The organism is Slackia sp., assembly GCF_977041755.1.
In genome coordinates this window covers 1-22,438 of the sequence record NZ_CDRRGL010000018.1, presented here as the reverse complement: position 1 = coordinate 22,438, position 22,438 = coordinate 1, and the positions used below count along the sequence as shown (strand labels likewise).

Sequence of the window (22,438 nt, the reverse complement as noted above, 5' to 3'; positions counted from 1 at the left end):
TATTTGCCCATGATTTGCCCATAGGCCGATTTTTGGGCCTGAAAAAGAAAAAGTCGGAAGTCAAAAATGACTTCCGACCAGGTGTTTTGTGGTGGGCCCGCCCGGATTCGAACCGAGAACCAAAGGATTATGAGTCCCCTGCTCCACCGTTGAGCTACAGGCCCTTCTGTATAGCCGCACATGCAGCTCGCTTATTGTAGCGTAAAACACTCTTGAGCGGCGTAGTATTCTAACGGCACATTGAAAGCATCACGCCCAATGACGAAAAGAAGCATTGGGCGCAACGCAATATGCAACGACTAATCTTCCAGATAATCCTTCAACTTGGAAGAGCGGCTCGGATGGCGCAGCTTTGCAAGCGTTTTGCTCTCAATTTGGCGAATACGCTCGCGGGTAACGCCAAATTCGCGGCCCACTTCCTCGAGCGTATGCGGGTGGCCATCTTCCAAGCCGAAGCGCAGGCTAATAACCTTGCGCTCACGTTCGGCCAAACCGTCAAGCACCTTGGAAAGCTGCTCTTGGAGCATCGAGAAGCTCGCAGCGTCAGGAGGCACGATAGCCGCGTCGTCTTCAATGAAGTCGCCCAGCTGAGAGTCTTCCTCTTCGCCGATAGGCGTCTCGAGAGAAACCGGCTCCTGGCTGATTTTCTGGATTTCGCGCACGCGTTCGGCGGTCAGGCCCATTTTCTCGCCAATTTCTTCCGGCGAAGGGTCGCGACCGAGCTCTTGGAGCAGCTGGCGCTGAATGCGCACGAGCTTGTTGATGGTTTCGACCATGTGCACGGGAATACGAATGGTGCGCGCCTGGTCGGCGATAGCGCGCGTAATAGCCTGACGAATCCACCACGTGGCGTACGTGGAGAACTTGAAGCCCTTCGTGTAGTCGAACTTCTCGACGGCGCGAATAAGGCCCAGGTTGCCTTCCTGGATAAGATCGAGGAACAGCATGCCGCGGCCCACGTAACGCTTCGCGATAGAAACGACGAGACGCAGGTTAGCTTCAATAAGCTGCTGCTTGGCATCGAGGCCTACCTGCTCAACGCGGGACAGGCGGCGCTTCTCGCGACGCTCAAGCTCAATGCCTTCTTCTTCAGCCTTCTCGAGCTCGGCAGTGGCGGCAACACCGGCCTCGATTTTCATGGCGAGGTCGATTTCTTCCGCGGCGGTCAGCAGCGGAACCTTGCCGATTTCTTTAAGGTACATACGCACGGGGTCGCCCGTGAGCATGGTAACCGAGGCATCGGTGGAACGACGGCGAGCGCGTGCACGAGCGCGGGTGGAGTTCACCTTGGGCAGAGCGGCAACAGCGCTCGACTCAACGGCTTTCAGCTCTTCCTCGGGGATGCCTTCAAGCAAATCCTCGTCTTCGAGCGATTCGTCTTTTTCATCTTCGATGACATCGTCAGCGGGAAGCGCGACGTCATCGACGGGTTTCTTGGTTTTATTCTTCTCTACGGTCGCATTAGTTTTGGCAGCAGACACAGATGCTATCCTTTCGCCGTGAAAAGGGCATAGGAGCCCTAAAGATACAGCTCATTAGCTTATCACTTTTCCCTATGTTTGTGCGGGATTCACCGCATGATTTCCGCAAAATGAGACTCTTCGGGTCGCTATTCGATTCCGAACGGCTTATGCGCGAGCTTCGCCGCAGCAAGTTCCTTCTGCATAGCCACCACGCTCTCGAACACGAGATTGTAGTCGTCAGCCGACATATCTTGCGGGCGCTTGAGTTGCGCGTTCATCTCGCGAATGAGGTCTTCCATATCGCGAATCGCGAGCTCTTCGGAGAAAAAGCGCGCGAGCTCGCCTGGCTCGCGATCGTCGTGCGTGCTTGAACCGGAAATAACCGATGCCGCCCCAGGAATGGACTCCTCGAGTCGACGCACGATTTCCGCCGCCGGCGCCGCAGCGTCTTCAGCAAGCACGTCGAGCAGTTGCGTAGCGATTTGACCGTGAATGTCGCGATGCCACACCGTTTGCGCCAACGCGCCCGCATATGCCAAACCGATCGAAGGTTCGCTTGCGCACAGCGACAAGAAATCGCGCTCGATGCGCAGGCGCTCCTTCTCGCGCGGAGGCAATGCGACTTTGGGCGTGCGAGGCGCGAGCGCCACCGCACCAGTCGATGCCTGCGAAGGCTCGAATTGGCGGGTCTCGCGCGTCGCGGCAAGCTTTTCGACCACCGCATTCACATCGAGCTGCAAGCAATCGGCGATATAGCCCGCATACTCCTGCGCGAGCACCGAATGTTTGATGGGTGCCAAAAGTTCGAGCACTTCGGTGAGTGCCCTGCCTTTTTCGCCGAAATCAACGAGATTACGGCCGCGAAGCTTGCGATCGATCGCGTAACGAAGAAGCGGCACCGCGTTATCGATGAGCTCCTGAATGGCTTCGCCTCCACGTTGCACCACGAAATCGGCCGGGTCGAGGTTATCGGGAAGCGTGACGGCGCACAAGTCAACCTGCTTGCGGCCTGCTTCGGGGAGCATGCTTTCGTCAATGAATCGCGCCGCGCGATCGGCTGCGCGCTGACCAGCCTCGTCGCCGTCAAACAGGTACACGATCTTGTGCTTGGCATGCCGCGACAGCACGCGAATATGCTGCACGGTAAGCGCGGTACCCAACGTAGCGACCACGTTGGTCACGCCGGCCTCATGCATCATGATGACATCGGTATAGCCTTCGCAGATAATGGCAACGCCGGTCGACGCCATAGCCGCCTTGGCCTTATCGAGGCCAAAAAGCACTTCCGATTTGTGGAAGATGGGAGTTTCCTGCGAATTGAGGTACTTCGGCTCGCCCTTGCCCACCACGCGTCCGCCGAACGCAATCACGTCGCCATCGACATCGCGAATGGGGAACATAATGCGGTCGAAGAAGCGGTCACGAGCGCCTCCTCGCCCCTCGACGGCCACGTTGGCCTCGATCATTTCCTTCGCCTTGAAGCCCTTCGAGCCGAGGTATGCGACGAGGGAGCCCGACCCTGGAGCAAAACCGAGCTGCCACTTCTTCGGCACCTCTCCGCCCAAATCACGCCCCGCCAAATAGGAGCGCGCCTCGTCGACCTTCGGGCCGCGCCCGCGCATAAGCTGGGTGTGGAAGAATTCGGCAGAGGCGTTGCACACCTCTTTTAAGCGTGCCTTCTTGCCGCGGTTCATAGCGGCGCCAGGCGCTTCGGTAATTTGAATGCCCGCACGGCGCGCAAGCTCGCGCACGGCATCGACAAAGCCGATATCGTCGAGCTTCATCACGAAGCTGAAAACGTCTCCGCCTTCGCCGCAGCCGAAGCAATGCCACAACTGCGTCGACGGATCGATTTTGAACGAGGGGGATTTCTCGTTATGGAACGGGCAGCAACCCCAGAAATCGCGGCCACGCTGACGCAGAACGACCCGCTCCCCCGCAATGGAGACCAGATCGCTCGCCTCGCGCACGCGGCGAATATCATCTTCCGGAATTCCTGCCAAAACGTTCCCTTTCCATCCCACCGCTTGCCCTTCAACAAGAAGAACCGCTTGCGGAGCGAATCCCTTGATTCGATAGATTCCGCACGAGCTGAACAGCCTGGCGCTGGCCCGACGGAAGTGCTCGGTTTCTCATATCTTTCAAAACGGGAAACCGGAGCGAGGCGCAAAGCGAGCCGAAAGCGAGCGGTAGCCTCGCGGGCACTTCGGTCGGGCCAGCGCCAGGCTCCCGCCCAGCAGCCGCGAAAACAGGTCCAAAGGCAATCGTCCATGACGCGCATGCGCCTAGAGGTTTTCCCTCACCCATTCAATATTGCCCTTGACGGTTGCAATGAGCTCATCGACCGAGTCGAACTTGATCATCGGACGAAGGAATTCAACCGGCTCAACTTTGATCGTATCCCCGTAGATTTTTCCGTCGAAATCGAGGATATGCGCTTCGCACGTCGCGGTCGCGTCGGCAAACGTAGGCGCAACCCCCACGCTCATCGCCGATTTATACCGCACGCCGTCGACGGTGACATAAGCAGCGTATACGGCCTCGCCGAGCACCTGCATCATCGCGGGCAGCTGCAAATTCGCCGTAGCAAAGCCCATATCGTTGCCTTGGCCGCGGCCCTGCTGCACCACGCCTTCGAACGTATACGGGTGGCCCAAAAGCTCAATCGCCGCCGCAACCTTGCAATCGCCCAAAAGAAGGCGGATGCGCGTAGCGGTGATGGGACGCCCATCGAAGCTCTCCAGATCATGCGAGCAAATACGCGTTCCACGCGAATCGCCCCACTCATGCAACTCGGAAACAGTACCTGCCGCTTTCGCGCCAAAACGGAAATCGGTGCCCACGTGCATCGCATACGGCGCGCATCCACCGAACGTCGCATCCATGAAAGCCATAGGCGACTGAGCAGAAAATGCCGGAGTGAACGGTAAAACCACGACGCAGTCGACTCCTGTATCGGCAAGCGCTTTCACACGCTGCTCGTTGGTCATGAGTTTCTTCAGGCGATCAGCATGAAAACGCTCATCGGGGTCGATGTCGAAAGTGAGGGCAATCGACTTGCCGCCGCTTTCTGCAGCGGTGCGCTTCGCCTGGTCGATAAGGAACCTATGGCCCCGATGCACACCGTCGAACACGCCGAACGCGCACGAAGCGCCAATAAACAATGTGTGGTCGAATGTTTCGTCGACCTTATAGACTTTTGCCACGCGTAACTCCTTGCGAGAACACACACTTAGGCGAAACTTTACCAGTTTTCGCGTCGAAGGCGTAGAGTGCCTTCAAATCGTTGCCATACACCAAGCACACGAGCTCGCCATCGTGAAGCGGACTCGTCGCAGGCACGGCGCATCGCCGCGGACCGCAATCGTCGGCATCAAAACGGTGCGGCGCTTCATATACGGAAAGCTCCGACGCGCGAAGCGGCTTGCCATTGCACACATCGGCATACGCCCCATCGTCCAGAAACGCCATACGGCTTTCAAGAAGGAAGACTGGATCGATCGCAGCCTCGACGCCGTAGCGTTCCAAGGCGTCGAGCGACAGGCAGTCTTCCACATCAAGCACGCCAGCTCGCGTGCGGCGCAGCGTTTCGACATGAGCGCACGTTTCGCATGCCGCGCCCACGTCACGAGCGAGCGCGCGAATATATGTGCCCTTCGACACCGAGAAGCGCACATCCCACCAAATGCTATCGGCGCGCGGATCGCGCTCCAAATCAAGCAATTCAGCCGAATAGACCTCAATATCGCGCGGCTCAAGCGCAATCACATTGCCTTTTCGCGCCGCGTCGCACGCCTTCACGCCGCCTTTTTTGATTGCGGAATATGCAGGAGGCATTTGCTTCTGCTTGCCCACAAATCCGCTCAATATCACCTGCGCGAACTCAGGATCGCACACCTGCGCGGGAACGTCGAGCGTGCGAATCACTTCGCCGAGCTTGTCGTCGGTATCGGTGGCAGCGCCAAACGAAATGCGCACGTCATACGTTTTGTCGTGCCCAACCATATAGGCATCAAGCCTGGTCGCAGGTCCAATGCACACCACAAGCGCACCCGTCGCCAAAGGATCGAGCGTACCCGTGTGGCCCACGCGGCGTTCACCGAAAATGCGGCGGCAGGCATTCACCACGTCGTGCGAGCTTTTGCCCTCAGGCTTGTCGACGCCCACGACGAGGCACATGCCGGAATCTCCACGCTTCATTCCTTGCCTTCACCGCCCGCAAACAGCCCATCGAGCAAAGCAGGTATTTCGGCCAAGGCGTCATCGATGCTGCCTTTATAGGTGAATCCAGCAGCCGCCTTATGGCCGCCTCCCCCTATTTCGCGCGCGAGCGCGGCCACATCGATGCCGTCGCCCTTGGCACGAAGGCTTCCACGCACCACGTCTTCCTGCTCGCGCAGCATGCAGGCGACCCGAATGCCGTCGAGCGAGCGAAGCACGTCGATAAGGGGCTCAGCATCGGCCTTTACCGCGCCCAGGCGCTCGAAATCGTCGAGACGCGCATACGAAAGCGCCCACTCGCCCGACGAAGCAACCTGCATGTTCGAAAGCATGACGCCTTCAAGGCCAAGCGAGGCGGCGCTGCGGCGCTGATAAATCTCTTGCGAGCATTCTTCGGGCCGCGCACCAGCCGACACCATTTCGCCCGCAAGCGCAAACGCTTCAGGAGTGGTGTTCTGGAACTGAAAGCGCCCCGTATCGGTCATCAGGGCCAAATAGCAACACTGAGCCATCTCGAACGTGGGCTCAACTCCCATTTCGCCAATAAGGCGCCACGCAAGCATGCCCGTTGCCGGCGCATCGGGGTCAACGTAATTGTATTCCGCCATGCAGCTTTCAACCGCATGGTGATCGAGCGTGAAATGCGCACCCGCGCTTTCATGAACGCGAGCCGCATCGCCCAAACGCTCAAGATTGGGCACGTCAACTGCGATGAACGCGTCGACGTCGCTCTCGAATTCGCACGCGGGAATCAATTCGTTCGCCCCGGGAAGGAAGAGGAAGCTCTTATCCACGGCATCGTCGTGCGCAAGCAGGCACACCGCACGCTTGCCCTTGGCGCGCAAGGCATGCGCGAGCGCAAGTTGCGAGCCCAAGCAGTCACCATCGGGGCTCACATGCCCGCACAAGGCAAAACTCTCGAAGCGATCAAGGGCTTCGGCGAATTCCGCAAGCGTCACATTGGTTTGCGGAGTAGTTGCCATGCCGCTACTCCTCGTCTTCGAAATCGTCGTCTTCGCCGTCGCGATGGTATACCGAATCGTCGAAGTCGGCATTTTTGCGCGCGCTTTCTTCGTTGCGCCCAGCATCGCCCGCAAGAGCCTCGGCGATACGCTGTGCCTCGTCAACGCTCGCGTCAAGCATAAAACGCAGCTCAGGAGTCACTCGCCAATGCAAGGCGCGCCCCATGAGCGAACGAATGCGGCCATAAGCGGCGGCGAAGCCTGCGGCGGCGTCTTCATAACGGCTCGGATCAACGGTGTAGTACACATTGCACATGCTGCGGTCGAAGCTCACTTCGCAGCCCGTGATAGTAACCATGTCGAGGCGAGGGTCGCTTACCTCGAACAACAGAATATGCGCGAGCACTTCGCGCGCTTGTTCGTTGAGCTTTCGGCTCGAAGAGTTCTGTTTCATGTGGAATCACCCTTTCTCGCAGCGCTTTTCAAGGCCGCGTAAGGAAGGTTCAAACGCAGGAAACGCAATGCCGAAAACCGGCATTGCGTTAACCGCGTCGCATTAAATTCAATATGGACAAAACGCCAACTCGCTTCAAAGTGCAGGCAAGCGAGCGGCGCCGAGGCAAGCGCAATTTTGGCTAAGCCGAAGCGACGTGAACTTACGCCCACGAACCGAAGGTTGAGCCCAAAATGCGCAGTCTCTTTGCCGTGCAGCGTCGACCATGGGCATTGGCTGTCAGGCCGAAGCTTTGAAGTTACTCGGTGCGCTCGACCTCTTCGGTGCGATAGCCCTCGATAACGTCGCCGACCTTAATGTCTTGGTAGCCGTCGACACCAATGCCGCACTCGTAGCCCTGCTTGACCGACTTGACATCGTCTTTGAAGCGGCGCAGCGAGGAAATCTTGCCCTCGTAGATGACCTTGGAGTCACGAACAACGCGCACCTTGTCATCGCGGGAGATTTCGCCCTCGGTGATGTAGCAGCCGGCAATATTGCCGACCTTCGGAACGCGGAACACGTCGCGGACCTCGGCAGAACCGGTGTCTTTATCGACGAATTCAGGCGCCAGCATACCGATACGAGCTGCGTTGATGTCTTCAATCGCCTGGTAGATAACGCGATACAGGCGAATGTCGACCTTCTCATGCTCGGCAGCCTTACGCGCACCTGCGGTCGGACGCACGTTGAAGCCGATGATGATTGCGTCGGACGCGGCGGCCAGCGTTACGTCGGTCTCGGTCACGCCACCCACGGCAGAGTGAATGATTTGGATCTTGACCTCGGACTGGTCCATTTTCTCAAACGCATCGCGCAGCGCTTCGATGGAGCCCTGAACGTCGGCCTTGACGACCAGGTTGAGCTCGGTCGTGCCCTCTTCGATGCGATTGAAGAGGTCATCGAGGCTCATATGGCTCTTGGTCTGCTGCTCCTTCAGGCGAGCACGCATCGCACGCTCTTCAGCGAGCTTGCGAGCATCGCGCTCATCTTCGAATACGCGGAACTCGTCGCCCGCGGTAGGAACGCTCGACAGGCCCAAGATCTCGACAGGATCGGAAGGCGTGGCCTGCTTGGCATGATTGCCGTGCGGGTCGATAAGCGCGCGAACACGACCGTAGCTCTCGCCAGCGACAACGGAATCACCAGGCTTGAGCGTACCGCGCTGCACGAGCACGGTAGCAACCGGGCCGCGACCCTTGTCGAGGTTCGCTTCGATAACGAAGCCGGAAGCCAAAGCATCGGGGTTGGCCTTGAGTTCAAGCACATCTGCCTGAAGGATGATGGTCTCGAGCAGGTCGTCGATGCCGAGCTTCTGCTTCGCGGAAACGTTCACGAACATGTTGGAACCACCCCACTCTTCGGGGATGACTCCATACTCGACGAGCTCTTGGCGCACGCGGTCGGGCTGCGCACCAGGTTTGTCGATTTTATTCACGGCAACCACGATAGGCACATTTGCAGCCTTAGCATGGTTGATGGCCTCAATGGTCTGCGGCATAACGCCGTCGTCGGCAGCAACCACCAAAACGATAACGTCGGTTACCTGGGCGCCGCGAGCACGCATGGCGGTAAATGCCTCGTGGCCCGGGGTGTCGATGAAGGTAATCTGGCGACCATTGATGTTAACGACCGAAGCACCGATGTGCTGCGTAATGCCGCCAGCCTCACCCGACGCGACGCCGGTGTGGCGAATGGCGTCGAGCAACGACGTTTTGCCGTGGTCGACGTGGCCCATAACGGTAACCACGGGAGGACGAGGCTTGAGGTCTTCTTCCTTGTCGTTGTACACGACGGCGAATTCCTCTTCAGGAGACACGATGCGCACCTTGCGGCCCATATCGTCGGCGATGAGCTCGATAAGCTCGTCGCTCATGGTCTGGGTGACGGTAAGGGCCTGGCCGAGCAGGAACAGGCGCTTGATTACGTCGCCCGAGGGTACGCCGAGCAAGTCGGCGAATTCGCCCACGGTGGAACCCTGCATGACCTCGACGATATTTTCATCGAGCATCAGGCTGGGATCGATGCCACGCTCCATTGCCTCCTGGGCAATGCGCTCACGCTGAGCGGCCTCGCGCTTTTCCTTACGCTTCTTACGACGGCCTTCGCCCTCGTTATTCGATGCGGCAGCAACGGCGGCACGCGCCTCGGCGAGCACCTTGTCGCGCTGCATCTTCTCGGCCTGAACGGCCATTTGGGCGTAACGATCTTCGCCATTGTTGGAAAGCTCAGGAACGTCAGGCTCAAAATGGTGGCCCCCACGCTTACCAGCGCCCTTGGCATTTTTCTTATTGCCAGAAGCGGCGTTGCCGTTGCGAGACGGACGAGCTGCCTTCTCGGCGGTAAGGCGGTTCTTCTCAGCCTCAATCTGCGAAAGCAGCGAGTCGAAGGAAGATTTGCGCGGCGCGGCGGTCGGTGCGGGCTTCGGGCGACGCTCGGCAGCGGGTTTGGCGGCAGGCTTTTTCGCACCGCGGTTCGCCAAGGCTTCGGCAACAGCCTTCTTCTTGGCGACCTCGGCAGCGAGTTTCGCGGCGCGCGCGTCTTGCGCGGCCTTCTTGCGACGATGCTCGGCAGCAGCCTTCTGCTCTTCAATCTGGCGGGCCAAGCTCGAAAGGCCCGAATTCACCGCAGGCGCAGGCGGACGCTTGGTCTGCTTGGCGGAAGCGGCTGCAGCGGAAGCCTCGCCCTTAGCTGCAGAATTATGCTCACGACGAGCGCGTTCCTCGGCACGAAGCTCACGTTCGCGCTCGACAGCGGCACGACGTGCGCGCTCCTCTTCGGCCTTCTTCTCGTCGGCGGCAGCCTTTTCGGCCTGGGCCTTAGCGGCTGCTTCGGCATCCATGCCCGCAGCTGCCTTGGCGCCAAGCTCGGGGGCGAGCGCCTCGCGGATTTTTTCTACGTTGGCCTCGGAAAGGACGCTTGCGTGGCTCTTCGCGGCGATCTTGAGATCTTGAATGCGAGAGAGCAGCACCTTGCTGTCCATGCCGAATTCCTTCGCCAACTCATGAACTCTCATGCTGGCCATATGGTTCTCCTAGTCTCCTCTCCTGCGATGCTATTCGCAGTCGGCATGGACGCCGCAGAAACGGCTTCCAGGACGTGCATGGTTGCGGCAAGGGGTACCGTCTTCAGCGACATATGCGCAGAATTCGCCTTCTTCAACGTCCTCTTCCTCGTCGAGCAAGAGATTCTCTTCATGTACGGGTGCAGAAGCGTTGAAACTTGCCGATTTAATGTCGATGTGCCAGCCGGTCAAGCGTGCAGCAAGGCGGGCATTTTGGCCTTCCTTGCCAATGGCGAGCGACAACTGATCGTCGGGGACGATGACGGTGGCGTAGTTTTTATCCTCGTCGATGATGACGCGGTTCACGCGAGCGGGGCTCAAAGCCTGAGCGACGTACTTCGCGGGATCTTCATCCCACTGAATGACGTCAACGCGCTCGTTGCGAAGCTCTTCGACAACCATGCGCACGCGAGAGCCCTTGGGGCCAACGCACGCGCCAACCGGATCGAGGTTGGGCTCGCGGCTTGCGACGGCGACCTTAGAGCGGGCGCCGGGCTCGCGGGCGATGGATTTGATTTCGACCATACCGTCATAAATTTCAGGCACTTCGAGTTCGAAAAGACGACGAATGAGGTCGGGGTGCGTACGAGAAACGACGATAGCGGGACGGGCCGCTTCGCCACGAGTGCGCGGCTCAAGCGAGTTGGGGTCGCGCACATCGATGATGAGCACCTTAATGCGCTGGTTGTGGCGATAGTGCTCACCCATCGGACGCTCGTTGCGCTCGTTGGGGTTGCGCTTCTGGTCGTAATGCGGAAGTTCCGCCTCAACGCCATCGCGAATCTTCACGATGGTGAAGTCGGGCGTCGCCTGAAGCACGGTGGCAGTCACGATGTCGCCCACGCGGTCGCTGAACTCTTCGTAAATGCTCTGACGGCCCGCTTCGCGAACCATGGCGGCGATAACGCCCTTTGCATTCTGAGCGGCGATGCGGCTCACGCCTTCGGGAGTAACGTCGCGCTCTTCAAACTCGGCGTATTCACCGGTCTCCTCGTCAGGCTCGCCAACCGGAACGAGCTCGTAGACATAGATCTTGCCCGTGGTGCGGTCGATGGTGACGCGAGCGTCCCACTCAAGGTCAAGAATGTTCTGGTAGCTCTTGGCAAGCGACGCCTCAAGACGCTCGATAAGATAGAACTCGTCGATCTTCTTCTCGTGCGCCAAGGCCTGCAGGGCCTCCATAAGCTGGGATGCCATTGTCTTCCTTCCTCTTCTCAATAAGGCGCATATGCGCCCTCTCGGTGCAAATTCGTATGGTAGGCAACCTTTCCTTTATATAAAGAAAGGTTCGATTAGCGGAATTCGACGACGCCTTTCACATGCGCCTTCTTGATGTCGGCGAGCGGAATGTCACAGCGCGCGCCATCGACATCGAGCAGCACGCATTCGGTTTCGGCGTTAAAGCCCGCGAGCGTGCCCGTAAAACGGCTTCGGCCTTCAATGGGGCCATTCGTGACCACATAGGCTTCATCGCCGGCAAAACGCTCAAAGTGCTCGGGCGTGCGCAGCGGGCGGTCGATGCCGGGTGAGCTAACCTCTAAGGTATATGCGCCCGGAAACGGATCGATCTCGTCCATGATTTCGTTCACCCACACTTGGGCGGCCGTGATCTCATCGAACGAAATGCCCTTTGCGGTATCGAGATACACGCGAATCGTGGGGGCTTTGCGGCTGCCGACGATTTCGACGGTCACAACCTCGACGCCTTCAGACGCCGCACGCGGTTCCAAAGCCGCAAGCAGGCTCTTCTCTTTGGCGGTGAGCATCGATGCCTCCTTTCGAACGGTTTCGCGCAAGGGCGAAACTCCCCTATACAAAAAAGAAAGCGGGACCAGGCCCCACTTTCTCACAATGACGAAAAAGTTGTAATGCACAAGGGCTACGCCCGAGTGCGTGGTCTTTTTATATCACAGTCACCTGCGGGTACGCAAGGCTCATTCACGGCAAAATCATGAACGTTCATTCTTCCCATTTAATTGAACGCGCGCACGCGTATCACGACTTTCGCATCTGTCAAGCAACGAAACTTCCAACTTCGATAAGCTATTACTATCAATTACCCTAGTTCCGCTTATGATTAAAAAAACGTTAACCAACAGTTTCGCTATTCTGTGGGTATTTCTACCTCTCTTTTTCGGATATTTATCCCCTGTTTTAGACGGTATTTCCTTATGCCCACACATAAAAGCACCCACTTTGACACCTATGTATAGGTGCGACTTATGGATTCAAAACAGTTTTGGTATTTCTATTAATTAGATTTTTCCCCACGAGCGGTGCACAATATGAGCACAAGCTGAACGGAGGCGAGAGAGCAAAAGCACTGGAGCCGAAGTTCAAGGTAAGCGCTTAGGTAACCTTAAGGAGGGTTCACATGAGCAAATTGTCCAAGGAGCAGTTCGACGCATATCTCGAGCAAATCAAGGAGCTCGCAGAGGGTCCGTTCGAGGAGATGCAGCCCGAGATCGAGGTGACGAACGTCTTCCCCGAGAAGTTCTACGAGCTGGCCAAGGAAAACGACCTGTATCGTTTCGCTCTCCCCGCTGAGTACGGTGGATGGGATCTTTCGGAGCTCGACATCCTGCGCGTTCAGGAGCAGTTCTCCCGTGGTCCTGGCGGCATGCGTATGCACCTGCACTATGCTGCTGACCTGAACTGGCGCATTCTCGACGACTACGGTTCGGACGAGCTCAAGGCCCAGTACATGGACAAGTTCCAGGACAAGACCATCTTCACCTGCTTTGCTCTGACCGAGCAGTCCGGCGGCACCGGTGCTGACATCCACACCACCGCTGAGAAGGACGAGAATGGCGACTACATCCTCAACGGCGAGAAGTGGCTCATCTCTCACACCGACTGCTGCGAATTCGCTTACGTCATCGCTGTGACCGATCCCACCAAGCAGGGCGACGAGCGTCTCTCCGCTTTCTTCGTCCCCGTTGACACCCCGGGCTACGAAGTTACCCCGATGCCCCACATGATGGGCGCTCGCGGTGCTGCTCACACCGGCCTCAAGTTCACCAACATGAAGCTTGACAAGAAGTACCTGCTCGGCAAAGAGGGCCAGGGCATGGAAATTGCTATCCACTCCCTGTCTGTTTCCCGTGCTCACATCGCTGCTTCTAACCTCGGTATGTGCCAGCGTATGCTCGAGATGTCTCTCGCCCGCGCTAACGACCGCATCACCTTCGGCAAGCCGATCGCTTCCCGTCAGATGATCAAGCGCGAGATCGCTGAGATGCAGATGTACACCCATGCTCTGCGTTGCATGGTTTACGACTTCGGCCGCGAGTACGACGCCGATCCTAACGGCAAGTACATCGAGGAGAAGGCCGCTATGTGCAAGCTGTTCTCCATCTACTCCACCCGTATCGTCTCCGACGGCATGCTGGAGATCTTCGGTGGCGACGGCTACTTCGAGGACAGCCCGTATGGCCCGACCGAGCGCCTCTACCGCGACGCTCGCGCTATGTGGCTCGAAGAGGGTGCTCCCAACGTTCAGCGCATCACCATTGCCCGCAACTGCCAGAAGTTCGGCGGCAAGGTCGAGTACCAGCTGTAATCACCCTTTTGAAGGCGTCGATCGCACAAGAACAAATTCACTCATGAAAGGAGGGTCGTCTGCCTTAGGTGGATGGCCCCCTTTTCTTTTTTGCGAAATCGCCACGAAATGCGTCCGGAGCTCCCGGACCATAGAACCGGGAAACCGGATATTGCATATTTCAACAAGGAGGAAAGCATGCAACCACTCAAGGGTCTTAAAGTCGTTGACCTCACCACCTTCCTTGCGACCCCGACCACGGGCCGCATCCTCGGCGAATGGGGTGCCGATGTCATCAAGGTTGAGGCATTCAAGGGCGATCCCTGCCGCGTCAACCAGGCTGTCGTTTTCGGCATGCCCTCCAGCGACGAAGAGAACCTCGCGTTCGACGTGGCCAACTTCCACAAGCGCTTCGTCGCTTTGAACCTCAAGACCGAAAAGGGCCTCGAGGTCATGATGAAGCTCCTCGCGGAAGCTGACGTCTTCATCACCAACACCCGCACCAAGTCTCTGGCCAAGATGGGCCTCGACTGGGAATCCCTGCACGAGAAGTTCCCGCGCCTGATCATGGGCCACGGCCTTGGCTATGGCAAGAAGGGCCCCGAAAAGGACGCTGCAGGCTTCGACGTTACCTGCTACATGGGCCGCGGCGGCGTTTTCGGCACCACGGTTAACAAGGGCGACTCCCCCATGATTCCGACCAACGGCTACGGCGACTACCAGTGCTCCGTGTTCTTGGTTGCTGGTATCCTTGCCGCACTCCAGGGCCGCGAGAAGACCGGCGAAGGCGACTACGTCACCTGCGCTCTGCAGCATGCTGGCATCTACACGCTCGCTACGGGCATGATTTCCGCCCAGTACGGCAACCCGTACCCGAAGAGCCGTCTCGAGGTCAACAACCCGCTGAACAACGTCTTCCGCTCCAAGGATCAGAAGTGGGTTGTTCTGTGCCTGCCCGAGTACGACCGCGACTGGCCGCGCGTCATGCACCTCATCGGTCGCGACGAGCTTGCCGATCACCCCGATTACAAGTGCTGCCAGACCGTCAATGACAAGGGCCTCGCTCCTGAGGTCGTCAAGATTCTTGACGACGGCTTTGCCCAGTTCACTCGCGAAGAGCTGCTGAAGATGTTCTCCGAGAACGACATGCCGTGCGAGCCTGCGCAGACCCCGACCGACATCTATGAGGACCAGAACGCGCTCATCAACGAGTACATCAAGGCTGTTCCCTATCCCGATGGCCCGCGCTGGTGCCCGACTGCCCCTGTTCAGTTCGAGCTCGGCGAGACCGACGACCTTATCCCGGGCGGCAAGCTTGGCTCTGCCACTGCCGACGTCATGAAGGAACTCGGCTACTCCGAGGACGAGATCAAGGCCGCCGAGGAAGAGGGCGCCGTTTCCGGCCCCGTCGATTTGGCAGTCCTGCAGGGCAAGTAAGCCCATCTCGCCAAGGGAGATTAAAGCGCATCGCTTTTTCGAGAAGGGGGCGAGATACGTCTCGCTCCCTTCTTCTTTTTCACATGGAGGGATCAATTCATGATCACCGACGTCAAAATCAACGAAGCCCTGAAAAAACTCTATTACGAGCGTGGCTATTGGGGAGACAAGACTATCGCAGACGTCTGGGATGAGCAGTGCGAGAAATATGGCGACCGCACCTATGTGCAAGACGATCTGGGCACGAAGCTTACGTATAAGCAGGTTGACACCGGCGCACGCAAGCTCGCATCGTGGCTGAAGGAAGTCGGCGTGCAAAATGGCGACGTCGTTTCCTTTCAAGTGCCCAAATGGGCAGATTTCTGCATTATTTATCTGGCCTGCCTTAAGGTGGGTGCCGTTATGCACCCGCTTGCAACGAATTTGAGCGCAAACGACATCGATTACGTCATCAATAAGGTGCAATCGGTCGTATATATATGCCCTACGTTCTTCCACAAAACTGATTACGAGAATCAATACCATGGAATCGAAAGCAAGCTTGGATCGCTTAAGGCTGTGCTGCTGCTTGATAAAGAATTCCCCGCACACGATGAAAATGCCGTCACGCTGAGCAAAGTGCTCAGCGGTTATTCGGAATTCGATGGGCCCTGCCCCGCCCATTCCGACGACGTGTGCTGCATTCTGTCAACCTCAGGCACAACGGGCAAACCGAAGCAGGCCATGTTCACGCATAACAATATCCTATTCTCGGAACGCTCCTACACCGCTGATTTGGATCTTACCCCCGATGACGTAATGTGGATGCCGTCGCCTCTCAACCATGCGACCGGTTTCTACCATGGGCTCATCTCGCCTATGCTTACCGGCAGCCGCTGCGTTCTTCAGCTGCATTTCAAAGCAGCCGAGGCCATCGAGCTCATTAATCGCGAGCATGTCACGTGGTCGTGTGGCGCCACGCCGTTCGTGCATGACCTTATTGGCGCAATGGAGGAAAACGGCACGGCAATTCCGAGCCTGCGTTTCTATTTGTGCGGCGGCGCTCCTGTGCCCAGCACGCTCATCGAACGCGCGGCCGAGCACGGCTTCCTTCTGTGCGAACTCTATGGCTCGACCGAAAGCTGTCCCCACCTGCGCGTCCCGCGCGACAAGTGTCTCGAATGGGATGGCCGATTCTCGGGCATTGCCTACCCCGGCATCGAGGTAAAGGTCGTTGACGAATTCCGCAACGAAGTCGCTTGTGGCGTTCAAGGCGAAGAAGCAAGCCGTGGTCCCCACATGTTCTGCGGCTACCTCAACGATTCCGAACGCACCAATGAAGCGCTTGACGATGAAGGCTGGTTCTATTCTGGCGATTTATGCACGATTGACGAAGAAGAGCGCGTGCGTATCAATGGTCGAAAGAAAGAAATCATCATTCGCGGCGGTGAGAACATTTCCGCACGTGAAGTCGACGACAACGTGATGGACTGGGAAGATATCTGCGATCAGGCAACCGTCGGCATGCCCGACGATCGCCTGGGAGAGCGCATTTGCCTTTTCGCCGTGCCCGCCCCCGGCGTTACCGAGGAACTTTGCTTGCACGACCTTACGGAGTACCTTGCAAGCAAGGGCGTGGCTAAGCGTCTGTGGCCCGAACGCATCGAAACTATCGACGCCATTCCACGCACGCCTACGGGCAAAATCAAGCGCTTCGAACTTGCGCGCGAGGTCAAACGCCGTATGGGCATCGACCAATAACGCAAAGCCATGCTTTCCATGCATGGGAACGCACGATAAAATGCCTGCAGCTGACGTCCGCAGCTGCAGGCATTTTCAAAATTGGCCTTCTTGTTTTGCAGGATGAGCACGACCGACGCCCTTCAAAACAAGCAGGTCGATCAGCGTATTAAGGGGGAACCATGATTGAACAAAAGTACACCATCACGCGCACAAGGGCCACATGGAAGCCGCGCGTAACCGATGCCGATATGCCTTTCTTCACCGACAAAGACGGCAATACACTCGTCGCCCTTTCGGGCGACGCTGACGCAGTGTATACCGGCACGGGTCGAACGCTTGTGGGAGAACCCCCCTACGCGCATCTTAACGATGCCGTCGAATCCAACAACGACCCCATTGGTTTCATTGAAGTCGAAGATCTGCCCGAAGGCATTGAACTCGATTACCAGATCAGCGGCGGCTTCAACAACAATGCCGTGTACTTCAAATGGAAGATTGCCGACAAAACGAAATACCAAATCACCTGGGTTGCTCTGAAAACGTTTACGGGCATGCAGTTGAAATACGTGATGCCGAAGAAATTCCCGCCTTTGCTGTTCGCCCTCGCCGATGAAGATGCATTTGCGTATTGCAATAAGATTCCCTGCGAAGAATGCGCGTTCCGCTGCAAGAGCGGATTCGTGTTCTACGCAAATATCAAAGGTCTTGGAATCGTGCGCATGAGCATGGATCGCATCTCGATGCTCAACATGGACCAGATCAAATAGGACGAAAGAACAATCCCCTATCGAAAAAAACAACCGGCCATGTGGCCGGTTGTTTTCGTTTTACATAATGATGTCCGATGGAGGAGATGCAGGACCCGAATCTTGATTATCGGTATCGGGAAGCACGCCTTTGGGGCATACAAACCCTCCAGTGAAATCGATAAAGCTCTCGAGAGCGCGGTTCTTGAATTCTTCCTTCTTGTACACCATGTACACGGAATGGAACTCGCGCGGGACTTCGTTTTCGTCAATCGCGATAACGGCAAGGTTGTTGAACGGCTTCAAGCCAATAGTATTCGTGAGCAACGCGCAGTAATTCGGCGGCGCCATGGAAATCATGCCGCCCATCGTGATTTCGTCATCGTAATCTTGATGAACCTGAAGGCCATAACGGGTCACGAGTTTATCGACCTCATCGCCAATGGGAGTTCCCGTGCGATAGGTATACACTTGCATGCCCTTCAAGTCTTCAAGCTGCAGCACGCGACGGAATGCAAGCGGGCTTTGCTTGCTTACCGCAACGACAAGCTGATGGGCAACTGCGGGTTCGAAACAAAGGCTCGACTCGCCTTCCTTCTTGGCGGCGAAAATAACGTCATATTTATCGTCTTTCAAGCCTTCAATAAGATCGAGCGAGAAACCTTGCGATACGCGGAACTTTACCGCTTCACCGAAGTTGTCGTGATAGGCACGAATGAGCGCCGGCAGATAATCGCCCGTGATGGTATACAACGCACCTACAGCCAACTCGCCCGCGAGCTTACCCGTGTACTCATGCATAATCGCAATGCCCTTATCAAGCTCGCGCAATGCATCGTGCACATAGGCCGAGAACTCTTTGCCGTAGCGCGTAAGCTTCACGTTGCGCCCCTCGCGCTGAAACAGCGGAACGCCGAGTTCCTTCTCAAGAGAACGAATGGCGTCAGATAACGCAGGCTGCGTGATATAAAGCTCCTTAGCGGCCTTGGTATAGTGCTGCAATTCGGAAAGCTTGCGGAAATAATACAGCTGCGACAGGTTCACTGTTATCCCCTTCCTTCCAAGCGAACATCCCCTTTGCGCATAGCGCATCTCGTTCATTATATGAAACAAACAGGTATATCGACGGTTCAATTTCATGGCCGAACAACGACTCAGCACATTGACTTTCATCCTACCTGATGAGGTCCTTAAAGAACACTGAAAGGTATTATTTGTTTTTTAAATAATACGTGTTCAAATACGCAAAACGAATGAATTGGACTTCCTTTTACCCCGCTCGCATAATACAAGGCATAAGGAGCGATGAGCTCCGGAGGAAACACGGATTGTCATGCGACTAGAGGAGGTTTCATGAATCCCAATGCCAAAATTACCGACGAGCAGTTCGAGGCATATCTGAAGCAGATTCGCGAACTGGTCGAAGGCCCCTTCGAAGAGATTCAGAAGGAAGTCGAAGTCACCAACACCTTCCCCGAAGAGTTCTACGAACTCGCAAAGAAGAACGATTTGTATCGTTTCTATCTCCCCTCTGAGTACGGCGGATGGGACCTCGACGAGCTCGAGATTCTGCGTGTTCAGGAAGAGTTCTCCCGCGGTCCTGGCGGCATGCGCATGCACCTGCATCACGCTGCCGATATGAACTGGCGCATCCTCGACGACTACGGCACGCCCGAAGTCAAGGCCGAGCTCATGAACAAGTTCCAGGACAAGACCGTCTACTGCAACTTCGCCATTACCGAGCAGACCGGCGGCACCGGCGCTGACCTTCACACCACCGCCATCAAAGACGCCGACGGAAACTATGTTCTGAACGGCGAGAAGTGGCTCATCTCCCACACCGACTGCTCCGATTACACCTACGTCATCGCCGTTACCAACCCCGATGACGACAAGGACACTCGCCTTTCAGGCTTCCTGGTTCCCAACGATGCTCCTGGCTTCGAAATTGTCCCCATGCCTCACATGATGGGCTGCCGTGGCGCTGGCCATGCGGGTCTGAAGTTCACCAACCTCGTGCTTGACCCGAAGTACCTGCTTGGCGAAGAGGGCCAGGGCATGGAAATCGCGATTCACTCGCTTTCCGTTTCCCGCGTGCACATCGCTATGTCGAACCTCGGCATGTCCCAGCGCATGCTCGAAATTTCCCTCAAGCGCGCCAACGATCGCGTGACCTTCGGCAAGCCGATTGCTTCCCGCCAGATGATCAAGGCCAAGATCGCCGATATGCAGAAGATGATCCATGTTCTGCGTTGTGCAATCTACGACTTCGCTCGCGACTTCAACAAAGATCCGCACAACGAGTACGTCACCGAGAAGGCTGCTATCTGCAAGCTGTTCTCTATCGACACCGTGAAGCTTGTCTCTGACGAAATGCTCGAGATCTTCGGCGGCGACGGCTACTTCGAGGATTGCCCCTATGGCCCCACCGAGCGTCTCTACCGCGACTGCCGCGCTATGTGGCTCGAGGAAGGCGCCCCCTGCGTACAGCGCATCACCATCGCACGCGAATGCCAGAACCATGGCGGCAAGATCGAATACACCTTCGACTAAACCTTCGCTTCACTCGACTTTGCAGCGCGTGAGCGCATAATTCCTTCGGAAGCCGAGCGCTTACCTTAAAAGCTTGTGCGAGCAGCCGTCCTTCGGGGCGGCTGTTTCGCGTTTTGGGGCATTTTCACTTCGCGCGGAAAGCCCGAAGATGACCTGGGGTACAATATTCGCAGCTCAAAACCCTAAGAATGGAGCGTCATGAACCTTTCGCAGCTGTATTACTTCCGCAAACTCGCTGAAGTGAAGCACTACACTCATGCCGCGGAAGAGCTGTTCATATCGCAGCCGACGCTTTCCAACTCCATATCGCAGCTCGAACGCGAATTGGGCATTCCCCTCTTCGAGCGCGAAGGGCGCAAAATCAAGCTCACGAAATATGGAGAAGAGTTCTACCAATACGCCACCGAAGCGGTGAACGCGCTTGAAAAGGGCATCGCGCTGGCTCACGAGCACGCAGGGTCGCCAACAGGAAGCATCGACATTGGAGCGATTTACACCATCCAGAGCGACTACCTCCCATCACTTATTAAAGGCTATCGCGACCAATACGGAAAAGACGCGCAGGTCAACGTTTTCCAGGGCCTCACGCAACCTCTGTTGGAAGACCTCGAGAGCAACCGCTACGAGCTCGCCTTCACGGCCTACGTCGACAGCAAGCCCGATCTCACTTTTGTGCCCGTGCTTACCCAGCGGCTCGTGGCGGTCGTGCACCGCTCCGACAAGCTTGCGTGGTCGAAAAATCTCACGCTCGATTCGCTGCGCGGAAGAGACATCATCACCTACCCGCCCACAACGCCGATTGGCGCCGAGGTTTCCGCGCTCATGACAACGCATGGGCTGAGCGCAACGCGCACATATGCGAATGATGAGATCACCTTAGGAAGCATGGTGGAAAGCACACCGGGCACCATCGGCCTCGCGCTCGACACCATTGGGCTCGCCCCTTTCCGCGAGCTCATCACCAAACGGCTACCAGAAGTCGACGACGACTTCCACACGGTATGCCTCGCCTTTAAAACCGCCGCATATAAAACGCGCGCCGTTGAGAACTTCATCGAGTTCACCCGATCTTTCGAATGGGACAGCAAACGGTAATCGCTGGTTGAGAAATCAACGCCCTCCCTACAACATACGACGCCACGAACGAAATCCCGTAGGGCCGTCATCAACTAGAGCCGCAACGCGTCGCCCACACTCAAGAATTCGAGCCGTCAATCGCAGGCAATGCCAAGGCGGCTGACGGCTCGAATTCTTGAGTGTCGAAAACCCCTATTCCTGGCTTTTTCGAGCAACAGGAAATCACACATCGAATTCATTCGAAAAAAAAGGGCCGCACCCTTTCGAGCGCGACCCTTTTCAAGAGCTATAGATTGGAGCGAATGTTATTCGGTCCAGTCGGCCTGCAGGCCTTTCATCTTGCCGAAGCAGAAGATGCCGAGCAGCAGAACCACAACCATGAGCACGATAGCGACGGTGAACAGGATGCTGTAGCTCATGTCGCCGAAGAAGGCCCAGAAGGGAGCGCCCACAGCGCCAACGATGTTCACGAACATGGAGACGCGGGAGTAAATCTGGGGGTACTCACGCTGGCCGAAGAGCTGGCGAACCAAGATGGGAACCAGAACGACGCAGCTGGCGAAGAAGAAGCCGTACACAGCGGAGCCAGCGTACAGAATCATAGCGGAGCCGGTGCCGAACCACACGAGCAGGACGCCGAGGATGCCGCAAGCGCAAGCCGCGAAGAAGCTGAGCTTGGAGTTCTTGTCGGCGCACACGCCCAAGGCGAGCTTGCAGATAGCCTGAGAAGCCATCATGACGGTTGCCATGGTAACGCCAACGGCGATGAAGGTGCCGGTGCCGTCGTCGAGCGACTTGGTGTACTTCGGGAACTGCTGAGCAACGATGGTGAGCAGGTTGATGATGCCGGCGAGCAGGAAGACCGCGTAGAAGGCAACGGACTTCATGGCCTTGCTGGCGTCGATGCCAGCGGGCTTGCCAGAAGCAGTCTGGGGCTTGCCATAGGGCAGGCAGCCAGCCTCTTCAGGGGTGGAGCGGATGCACAGCAGCGTGAACGGCAGAGAAGTCACGAGAGCGGCGATGCCCCAAATCATGTAGATGGTCCACACGTCCATGCCAGAAGCGATGAGCGCATTGAAGACCTGCAGCCAGATAGCGCCACCAATGCCGGTGAATGCCATGCAAGCGCCGATGATAGTACCGGACTTCTGGTTGAACC

The 22,438-nt window shown here is 57.0% G+C and carries 17 protein-coding genes and 1 tRNA gene; 6 read left to right on the top strand and 12 right to left on the bottom strand.

Features of this window, described 5'->3' with window-relative positions; translation table 11 throughout:
* Positions 1 to 89: 89 nt before the first annotated feature.
* The 10 genes from ACWI8T_RS02890 to ACWI8T_RS02845 form a co-directional block, all read right to left on the bottom strand.
* Positions 90 to 164 (bottom strand) — tRNA-Ile (locus ACWI8T_RS02890).
* Positions 165 to 299: 135 nt separating this feature from the next.
* A complete protein-coding gene (rpoD, locus tag ACWI8T_RS02885) occupies positions 300 to 1,481 on the bottom strand; it encodes an RNA polymerase sigma factor RpoD (protein ID WP_114615006.1) in 1,182 nt (393 codons plus the stop codon).
* A 128-nt stretch (positions 1,482 to 1,609) separates the two neighbouring features.
* Positions 1,610 to 3,466: a DNA primase gene (gene dnaG / locus ACWI8T_RS02880; protein WP_449137871.1), complete on the bottom strand. Its 1,857-nt coding sequence runs from the start codon at positions 3,464 to 3,466 to the stop codon at positions 1,610 to 1,612.
* 282 nt (positions 3,467 to 3,748) lie between these two features.
* Positions 3,749 to 4,669, bottom strand: a complete 921-nt coding sequence (gene ribF / locus ACWI8T_RS02875; protein ID WP_123219354.1) for a riboflavin biosynthesis protein RibF — start codon at positions 4,667 to 4,669, stop codon at positions 3,749 to 3,751.
* A complete protein-coding gene (gene truB / locus ACWI8T_RS02870; RefSeq protein ID WP_449137870.1) occupies positions 4,653 to 5,663 on the bottom strand; it encodes a tRNA pseudouridine(55) synthase TruB in 1,011 nt (336 codons plus the stop codon). The genes ribF and truB overlap by 17 nt, the downstream gene beginning before the upstream one ends.
* Positions 5,660 to 6,667 (bottom strand): DHH family phosphoesterase, encoded by a 1,008-nt coding sequence (locus ACWI8T_RS02865; protein ID WP_449137869.1) that lies wholly within the window; start codon positions 6,665 to 6,667, stop codon positions 5,660 to 5,662. Before ACWI8T_RS02865 ends, truB begins: the two co-directional genes overlap by 4 nt.
* 4 nt (positions 6,668 to 6,671) lie before the next feature.
* Positions 6,672 to 7,100, bottom strand: coding sequence for a 30S ribosome-binding factor RbfA (gene rbfA / locus ACWI8T_RS02860; RefSeq protein WP_114615001.1), 429 nt, complete (start codon positions 7,098 to 7,100; stop codon positions 6,672 to 6,674).
* A gap of 298 nt (positions 7,101 to 7,398) precedes the next feature.
* Positions 7,399 to 10,164: a translation initiation factor IF-2 gene (infB, locus tag ACWI8T_RS02855; protein WP_449137868.1), complete on the bottom strand. Its 2,766-nt coding sequence runs from the start codon at positions 10,162 to 10,164 to the stop codon at positions 7,399 to 7,401.
* A gap of 30 nt (positions 10,165 to 10,194) precedes the next feature.
* A complete protein-coding gene (nusA, locus tag ACWI8T_RS02850; protein WP_181861858.1) occupies positions 10,195 to 11,400 on the bottom strand; it encodes a transcription termination factor NusA in 1,206 nt (401 codons plus the stop codon).
* A 95-nt stretch (positions 11,401 to 11,495) separates the two neighbouring features.
* On the bottom strand, positions 11,496 to 11,969 hold the full coding sequence (locus ACWI8T_RS02845; RefSeq protein WP_114614999.1) for a ribosome maturation factor RimP: 474 nt from the start codon (positions 11,967 to 11,969) through the stop codon (positions 11,496 to 11,498).
* Positions 11,970 to 12,577: 608 nt separating this feature from the next.
* Here ACWI8T_RS02845 and ACWI8T_RS02840 point away from each other — a divergent pair.
* The 4 genes from ACWI8T_RS02840 (at position 12,578) to ACWI8T_RS02825 (ending at position 17,670) form a co-directional block, all read left to right on the top strand.
* Positions 12,578 to 13,765, top strand: coding sequence for an acyl-CoA dehydrogenase family protein (locus ACWI8T_RS02840; protein WP_114614998.1), 1,188 nt, complete (start codon positions 12,578 to 12,580; stop codon positions 13,763 to 13,765).
* A gap of 177 nt (positions 13,766 to 13,942) precedes the next feature.
* Positions 13,943 to 15,181 (top strand): CaiB/BaiF CoA transferase family protein, encoded by a 1,239-nt coding sequence (locus ACWI8T_RS02835; RefSeq protein ID WP_449137867.1) that lies wholly within the window; start codon positions 13,943 to 13,945, stop codon positions 15,179 to 15,181.
* 99 nt (positions 15,182 to 15,280) lie between these two features.
* On the top strand, positions 15,281 to 16,921 hold the full coding sequence (gene fadK, locus ACWI8T_RS02830; protein WP_419073432.1) for a medium-chain fatty-acid--CoA ligase: 1,641 nt from the start codon (positions 15,281 to 15,283) through the stop codon (positions 16,919 to 16,921).
* A 161-nt stretch (positions 16,922 to 17,082) separates the two neighbouring features.
* Positions 17,083 to 17,670 (top strand): hypothetical protein, encoded by a 588-nt coding sequence (locus tag ACWI8T_RS02825; protein ID WP_337425973.1) that lies wholly within the window; start codon positions 17,083 to 17,085, stop codon positions 17,668 to 17,670.
* 60 nt (positions 17,671 to 17,730) lie between these two features.
* Here the strand turns inward: ACWI8T_RS02825 and ACWI8T_RS02820 are convergent, their stop codons facing one another.
* Entirely contained in the window at positions 17,731 to 18,693 is a 963-nt protein-coding gene (locus ACWI8T_RS02820; RefSeq protein WP_281668385.1) for a LysR family transcriptional regulator, read from the bottom strand.
* 309 nt (positions 18,694 to 19,002) lie between these two features.
* Here ACWI8T_RS02820 and ACWI8T_RS02815 point away from each other — a divergent pair, with 309 nt between their 5' ends.
* Positions 19,003 to 20,202 carry an acyl-CoA dehydrogenase family protein gene (locus ACWI8T_RS02815; RefSeq protein ID WP_288484360.1) on the top strand — a complete coding sequence of 400 codons (1,200 nt, stop codon included), beginning with the start codon at positions 19,003 to 19,005 and terminating at the stop codon, positions 20,200 to 20,202.
* A gap of 198 nt (positions 20,203 to 20,400) precedes the next feature.
* A complete protein-coding gene (locus ACWI8T_RS02810) occupies positions 20,401 to 21,297 on the top strand; it encodes a LysR family transcriptional regulator (RefSeq protein WP_281668383.1) in 897 nt (298 codons plus the stop codon).
* 287 nt (positions 21,298 to 21,584) lie between these two features.
* Here the strand turns inward: ACWI8T_RS02810 and ACWI8T_RS02805 are convergent.
* The coding region (locus tag ACWI8T_RS02805; protein ID WP_449137866.1) for an MFS transporter at positions 21,585 to 22,438 on the bottom strand (854 nt) is incomplete at its 5' end.